6 protein-coding genes are annotated in these 7440 nt (G+C 45.3%); all 6 read right to left on the bottom strand.

Annotated features, from left to right (window positions below):
• Positions 1 to 155: 155 nt before the first annotated feature.
• Entirely contained in the window at positions 156 to 1082 is a 927-nt protein-coding gene (locus R7E29_RS11045) for a LysR substrate-binding domain-containing protein (RefSeq protein ID WP_053303843.1), read from the bottom strand.
• Between the two features lie 247 nt (positions 1083 to 1329).
• Complete coding sequence (locus tag R7E29_RS11040) at positions 1330 to 2694, bottom strand: TrkH family potassium uptake protein (RefSeq protein WP_054576621.1); 1365 nt, start codon at positions 2692 to 2694, stop codon at positions 1330 to 1332.
• A 1-nt stretch (position 2695) separates the two neighbouring features.
• Positions 2696 to 3349 (bottom strand): potassium channel family protein, encoded by a 654-nt coding sequence (locus R7E29_RS11035; RefSeq protein WP_005375180.1) that lies wholly within the window; start codon positions 3347 to 3349, stop codon positions 2696 to 2698.
• 151 nt (positions 3350 to 3500) lie between these two features.
• Positions 3501 to 4199 carry a response regulator transcription factor gene (locus R7E29_RS11030; protein WP_054576620.1) on the bottom strand — a complete coding sequence of 233 codons (699 nt, stop codon included), beginning with the start codon at positions 4197 to 4199 and terminating at the stop codon, positions 3501 to 3503.
• Positions 4196 to 5239 (bottom strand): DUF4118 domain-containing protein, encoded by a 1044-nt coding sequence (locus R7E29_RS11025; RefSeq protein ID WP_167415889.1) that lies wholly within the window; start codon positions 5237 to 5239, stop codon positions 4196 to 4198. Before R7E29_RS11025 ends, R7E29_RS11030 begins: the two co-directional genes overlap by 4 nt.
• A 228-nt stretch (positions 5240 to 5467) precedes the next feature.
• On the bottom strand, positions 5468 to 7321 hold the full coding sequence (locus R7E29_RS11020; RefSeq protein WP_054576625.1) for an ABC transporter ATP-binding protein: 1854 nt from the start codon (positions 7319 to 7321) through the stop codon (positions 5468 to 5470).
• Positions 7322 to 7440: the final 119 nt, after the last annotated feature.

Here is a 7440-nt window from a genome sequence, read left to right as displayed (position 1 = left end):
AGTTCTTTTAGTTGTTGATTTCATAACACTCTCCAATTTTGGGGGTGGAAAGTGTCAACCTTATTTAGGACGGCACAATCAATTAAAACAAAGCGGGAACTGGTACTCCCGCTTTTTAACATGACCAAACTCTGTTATTTTCTCTGCTTATTGATTTAGGCTAAACCTCGATCACCCACCTCATCTGGCAACTGTTGCAAAAGCCACGCTCTAAAACGCTTGACGCTTGCTGGGATTAAACCTCTATTTTTAGGTTCAAGCATAGAGAAATTGGAAGGTGTTGAAAGCACGTGTTCGACTGGCCTAACTAGAGCACCGCTTTGTAAATAGTCGTCCACTAATGACCCCCAGGCTAACGCGATTCCCTGACCATTAATTGCCGCTTGTAACAGCATTGGATAGTTATTGATGTTCATGCGATTACGAGGCGAAATATTTGGCAATCCTACACTCGCAAACCACTGCTCCCAATTCACCCAATCTCTTTGAGACTCTTCCAGATAGAGTAACGTTTTATTGAAGATTTCTTCTGGCTCACTAGGCTGGCCGATTTTCTCTAGATAAAGCGGGCTACACACAGGGAATACTTCTTCTGAAAATAGCGTTGTCACGTCCATTTCCGCAGGTGGAGTGCGACAATAAAACAAGGCGATATCGCAATCTAATCGGCGTAAGTCCAACACATTATCTGAGGCCAATATCCTTATATCGATGTCATCATGTTCATTTTGAAATTGAGCAACCTTAGGCAACAACCACAAGGCTGCCATTGCATTTGTCGTCGCAACCGTGATCTTTTGTTCGCCCTGCCACTTCTTCACTTCACCCGTGATTTGAGCAATATCGAGCAAAGATTGGCTGACAGCTTGATAATATTGAAGACCTGTAGGCGTTAAATTAATGCTTCGATTGGCTCGCGTGAACATAGCCTTGCCTAAGTATTCTTCTAATTGTCTAATTTGGCGACTGATAGCACCTTGGGTCACGTTTAGCTCGTCAGCGGCTAACGTAAAACTCAAGTGCCGCGCCGACGCTTCAAACGCAACGAGGCTATTTAAAGGTGGGAGGGGTTTGATTTTCATGTATCTTCCAGTAAGGCAGTATTGTAATTATTTTTATTCCCGGCAATCTTATGTTGCACGTGGATAATTCCATTCTGGACAACACCTCAAAAACGACAATTTATAAATGATAAAAAATAGAGATGAATCATAAATTGTTGTGAGAGAGACTGCCGTATACAGTTTCGTGGCTACAACGAGCACAAAAAGAGGAGCAGTTACTCCTCTTTTGTCTAGCCTTTTGCTCACTTTGTACGAGTTAGCCCATTTACCCTATTGCCAGTTTAGTACTCGCGTAACGCGCTTTTTTCTTTCTTGGACTGGCTAAGAAGTACGCTAATGTAAGAGGCCCTAATCGTCCCATAAACATCATGAAGATGATCACTAACTCACCTGGTTCGCACAAACTGCCCGTTAAGCCTCGCGATAACCCAACCGTACCCAGTGCCGAGACCGCTTCGAACATAATATCTAACACAGACGCTTTCTCTGTCAGTAACAGCGTGAATATGGCAAACCAAGTCACCCCCACCGAGATCAGAGTCAGCGCCAATGCCTTGCTGATGGTCTCTTTGGGAATCTCGCGTTGAAAGGCATAGGTTGCTTCATCGCGACGCAAATAGCTGTAAGTCGCCAAGACTAACACTATAAATGTCACAACTTTAATGCCACTTGCCGTACTCAATGATCCACCGCCGATAAACATCAACACCAGAATGATCGCCGTTGTGGCATCTTCCAACTGATCGATAGCTAAAGTGTTGAACCCTGCCGTTCTTGGCGTCACCGCTTGAAACCACGATGCCCACCATTTCCCTGCTTCGCTCAACGGGGCAAGCGTGTTGGGGTTGTCATATTCAATCAGATAAATCGCGATAAGTGCCACCACGTTAATGATCATCGTGCCTAAGATCATCATTCGACTGTAAACGGTGAGTCGATGCCAACGGCGATTGCGTTTTAAGTCAATCCAAACCGAGAAGCCTAAACCACCAATAATGAACAAACTGGTAATGGTGAAGTTAACGACCGGGTCGTCCACGTAAGGCATTAAGCTATCGGCACTCAACGCAAAACCTGCATTGTTAAACGCACTGATGGTGTAGAAGAAACCATGGAACAAACTGGTTTCCCAGCCCAGCTCTTCACTCCAATAAACGCTCAAAATAGTGAAACCAATAAGTTCAACGAGCAGAGCGAACATCAATACAGATTTAGCAGTGGCAATGAGTGTCGATGAATCAGTCTGGTTGAACGCCTCTCTCGCGACTGCTCGCTCCAAAAAGCCAATTTTTCCGCCCAGAGCCAGCAAGGTCACGATAGCAAACGTCATCAAACCTAGGCCACCACATTGAATCAGGAAAGCAATAACCACTTGCCCAAAAGGCGTAAACGCCGTGCCCGTGTCTACCACAACTAATCCCGTCACCGTAATGGCCGATGTTGCTGTAAACAGGCTTTGAATCCAAGTGATGGGCTCTGTGGTGGCAATCGGCAGTTTGAGTAAGACCGTGCCGAGCATGATCAAGCACGCAAAGCTGAGGCTAAGTATTAATGGCGGTGCGCCCAACAATTTTTTGCCCGCTTTGGGTTTTCGCTCGATGGGGATAATAGAGGGATGCCACAAAACCATGTTACACCAACCTTGGAGCGACGTATTTCAGCTCAGCGCGACTACCGCAAAGCAACAGCGTGTCGAACTCATTAAGCACAAACTCATCATTGATATTGGTGTAGACGGCTTCTTCGCGCTTCACCAATATCGGCTGAATGTTGTAACTACCTCGGCTGATCAACTTAGAAAGCGGTGTATCGTGCAGATTGGATTTAACGTGGATTTCCACCACATACAAACCATGCCCCATTTCCAAATAGTTATTCACCATCGGATAGTTGAGTGCCTGCGCGACTCTTACGCCCATCTCCTCTTCCGGATGAATAATGCGTTGTACACCAAGCTTAGACACGATGGTATGGTGCGCTTTGGTGCTAGCTTTGACCCAAATAGATTTCACACCCAGATTTTTCAGCGCCAGCGTACACAACAAACTGGCTTGCATGTCTTCGCCAATCGCTACCAACACCACATCACTGTTCGCTAACGCTAACTCTCTGAGTGCACCTTCGTCTGTTGCGTCACATATGACCGCTTGCGTTAACTCTTCGACGTATTTTTCGACGATTTTAGGGTCGCTATCCACCCCCGTTACGGTGTGTCCAAGATGAATAAGTTCTAAGCTGGCGGCAACGCCAAATCGCCCTAGACCAATTACTGTAAAGTGAGCCATATCAATACCTAACTGTGTTTTATGTATAGAAAATGCTAATGCGTTAAGGGTTAGACTGGTTTTCCGTCACGGAAAATAGGCAACACGAATCCTGTTCGAGTGCCGATAACCAACACTAAACCTTGGCATTAACGTTGATTAAATTTGGAATTTAGTAGTGCTTGGACGTCTCAAGCACTAAACGATAACCCAGCCCTGGCTCGGTTTTTAATAGCCGCTGTTCGTCAGCACTATCGTTCAGTTTTTTGCGTAGTTGACTCACTAACACGCGTAAGTAGTGAGTGTCTTCGACATGACTTTTTCCCCAAATCACCGCTAGCAAATGAGTTTGCTCAATGAGTTTTCCCGGCTTGAGAATCAACTGTTCAATGAAAGAAAACTCTTTCTTGGTGAGTGGAATTTCCCTCTGATCCAACCAAAATTGGTGAGTACTTTTGATGATTTTGACTCGGCCAGCCACCAGCTCATCAGCGACGGTTTGCTCATCCACCAAATCTCGAACCAGCACTTTGATGCGCGCGATGAGCTCTTTTACGCCAAAAGGCTTGCTCAAGTAATCATTCGCGCCCGCTTCTAAAAGGCGGATTTTTTCCTCTTCTTGATCGCGAGCTGTCAGCACTAGCACTGGCGTTTTATACGTCTGACGAAGCGTAGTGAGAAACTCCGCCCCATCGCCGTCGGGCAAGCCTAAATCTAGCAGAATTACGTGCGGCGAATACGCTTCGAAACACGCTTTGGCTTCTGCAATGGTACTCGCGCCAATGTAATCAAACCCTTCAGCAGACAGCGAAATTCGAATAAAGGTATGAATGCGAGGCTCATCGTCCACAACTAAAACTTTGTAACTCACGCCTGCTCTGCTCCTTGATTGAGTGGAAGTCGAATGCGGATCAGCGTCCCTTCTGATACTGGCATAGATTGAATATATCCATGGTGTGCGGTGATGATACCTTTGGCAACCGCGAGTCCCATTCCGGTGCCTGAATCGGCCGATTTGTTGTTCACACCGGAATAGAAAAGGTTGAATATTTTTTCCGCATCTTCAGCTTTGATGCCAATCCCCATGTCCCGAACATCAATCACGCACGACGAACCCTGCTTAGAAAGTGAAACCTCGACAGATTCATTCTCTGGTGAAAATCGCATGGCATTATCCAGCACATTAAAAATCGCTTGTTCGATGAGCGAACGACTTACTGACAAATAGCCAACGGCATCATCCATATTCATGGATACTTTCTCGGTGTAATTCGGCAAACGAGAAACCGCATCCCGCACAATATTCGCAATAGGCTCATCTTTTTTGGTAATTTTTAATGTGCCGTGTTGGAGCTTAGTCGCCTGTAAGAGGTTCTCTATATATTGATGCAAGCGGTGGCTTTCTGAAGTCGCACTGTCGAGCAATTCTTTGCGCTCTAAGTCATTGAGCTTGGGCATGTACTCGTTGAGTGTGGTCAGTGTTCCAATAATGGTTGCCAACGGCGTGCGTAGGTCATGGGACACCGATAGCAGGATGCTGTTTTGCAGCTTGGTTTGTTTTAATTCTCCCTGCTGGCGACGATAAAGATCCGCAAAGGTGCTGGTGATAAATGCCACCACCATAAACACGACTAAATTAAAAATGTCTTCCGGACGAAACATCTGCAAAGAGTAACGAGGCGTCGTGAAAAAGAAGTTGAAGCTCAACGCTTCGATCACCGCCGCCGCATAAGCGAATCGCGAGTTGCATTGAAACGCCACTACCACGACTGCTAACTGTAAAATCAGCAGGACTGCGGCTGTAGAGCCAAACAGTTGGTCTAACAGCCATGAGACCACAACCGCGCCAACAATCACGGTAGTAGAAAAGAGAAAGGTGTTATCTCGCCATTGAACAAACATAAAATACATCAACCAAAATTCGATGTAGAAAACTTTAGCAAAAGCCCATTCGGAGTTCGCGTAAAAAAAGCGTAAAAAATTCAATAACGACAGTGAGTTATAAACATAATCATCATTAAGTTGGCCTAACTCAATGAATAATCACAAGTTAACGTTGCCCATTAACGCCTACTTACTCGGTATAAACGACAGACACAAAAAAGAGGAGCATTTGCTCCTCTTTCGTGTAGCGTCATATTAGATGACTTGCAGTTGAGCATCACCTTGCTCAGACAAAAAACCGCCGGTTTGATGCTTCCACAACTGAGCGTAAACACCACCCAATTGCAGCAGCTCGTAATGCGAGCCTTGCTCAATGATTTTGCCGTCATCCATTACAATCAAACGATCCATCGCGGCAATCGTTGATAAACGGTGAGCAATCGCAATCACTGTTTTTCCTTCCATCAGAACTTCAAGGTTTTCTTGAATTGCCGATTCTACTTCTGAATCAAGTGCAGACGTTGCTTCATCCATGATCAAAATTGGCGCGTTTTTCAGCAGAACGCGAGCAATCGCCACACGTTGACGCTGACCACCAGACAGCTTCACACCGCGTTCACCCACTTCAACGTCATAACCAACGTTACCTTGCTCGTCTCGTAGAGATTGAATGAAATCATGAGCATGTGCTTTCTCAGCAGCTGCGATAACGGAATCCATTGAAGCATCTGGATCACCGTAAAGAATGTTCTCTTTAATTGAGCGATGTAGCAAAGAGGTGTCTTGCGTGATCATACCGATGTGTTGCCGAAGCGACTCTTGTTCAACTTGAGAAATGTCCTGTCCATCAATACAAATCTTACCGCTATTTACGTCGTAAAAGCGCAGCAACAAGTTGACCAACGTGGATTTACCTGCCCCAGAGCGACCGACAATGCCGACTTTTTCGCCCGGTTTGATAGTCAGATTCAAGTTCTCAAATACTGCCTTCTCATCACTGTAGTTAAAACCTACGTGATCAAAGCAGATCTCACCTTGAGAGATTTGCAAAGGCTTAGCATTTGGTACGTCTTTCACTTCAACATCGTTTGAAATCGTATTAATACCGTCTACTACTGTACCGATGTTTTCAAACAGTGCGCTAACTTCCCACATGATCCACTTCGACATACCTTGTACGCGCAACGCAATACTGATGGCAATCGCAATAGCACCAATTGTTACAGCGTGATCTAGCCATAGATAAACCGAAATGGCACTAATAGACATCAGCAGCAAATAGTTGATGGCATCCACACTAAACAGTAAACAAGTCACCATGCGCATTTGGCGGTAAACCGTCACCAAAAATTGCTTCATGCTGCTTTCTGCGTATTCCAACTCTCGTTGCGAGTGCGCGAATAGCTTTACGGTAGATATGTTGGTGTAAGAATCGACAATGCGCCCAGTCATTACAGAACGAGCATCCGCTTGCTCCGTCGCTACTTGTTTCATTTTAGGGATAAAGTAGAACTGGATAACCGCGTACATTCCTATCCAAATCACAATAGGCAACATTAGCAAACCATCAGCTTCGCCCATCATCCAGAGCATCGAAAGAAAATAAACGCTGATATAAACCAGTACATCCACCAGCTTCATGACCGTTTCTCGTACCGCTAACGCACTTTGCATCACTTTGGTCGCAACTCGGCCTGCAAAGTCACGCTGGAAAAATCCAACCGCTTGTTTTAGCAAGTAACGGTGAATCAACCAACGGATAGACATCGGGTAGTTACCCAATAACGTTTGGTGCATCACCATTGAGTGGACAAAACCGAGAGCTGGCATCACAACCGCCACTAAGAACAGCATCATTAGCATGCGAGCACCCTGGTCTTGCCAGAATGTTGCGCGATCTTGATTAGAGAGAATATCGACGAGCTCGCCCATATAACGCAACAGCGTCACCTCAGTAATGGCAATAAGCGCACTGAACACAGCCATAACGAGTAAAGGGGCTTCAAAGCCACGAGTGTAAAAACGACAAAAGCCAAATAGCGTCTTCGGTGGCTTTTCGGTTTCCATCTGGGGAAAGGGTTGGGTCAGCTTTTCAAACCAATTGAACATAACAATGACTTTAGGTACCGCGAATGAATTTGCGAACGTTTTACTATCTTTTGATACAAAAGTCAGTAAAATACCGAAACAAAAGCTCAAATGATAATAATTACAATTAAGCTTAGCGT

It is taken from the genome of Vibrio sp. Vb1729, assembly GCF_033338655.1.
Lineage (GTDB): Bacteria > Pseudomonadota > Gammaproteobacteria > Enterobacterales > Vibrionaceae > Vibrio > Vibrio alginolyticus.
Note: the sequence above shows the minus strand (reverse complement) of the source record. Positions and strands in the feature narration are given on the sequence as shown.

Coding starts and splice junctions, on each gene's coding strand:
- R7E29_RS11045 (WP_053303843.1), bottom strand. CDS start 1,082: ATGAAAATCAAACCCCTCCCACCTTTAAATAGCCTCGTTGCGTTTGAA.
- R7E29_RS11040 (WP_054576621.1), bottom strand. CDS start 2,694: ATGGTTTTGTGGCATCCCTCTATTATCCCCATCGAGCGAAAACCCAAA.
- R7E29_RS11035 (WP_005375180.1), bottom strand. CDS start 3,349: ATGGCTCACTTTACAGTAATTGGTCTAGGGCGATTTGGCGTTGCCGCC.
- R7E29_RS11025 (WP_167415889.1), bottom strand. CDS start 5,239: ATGTATTTTATGTTTGTTCAATGGCGAGATAACACCTTTCTCTTTTCT.
- R7E29_RS11020 (WP_054576625.1), bottom strand. CDS start 7,321: ATGTTCAATTGGTTTGAAAAGCTGACCCAACCCTTTCCCCAGATGGAA.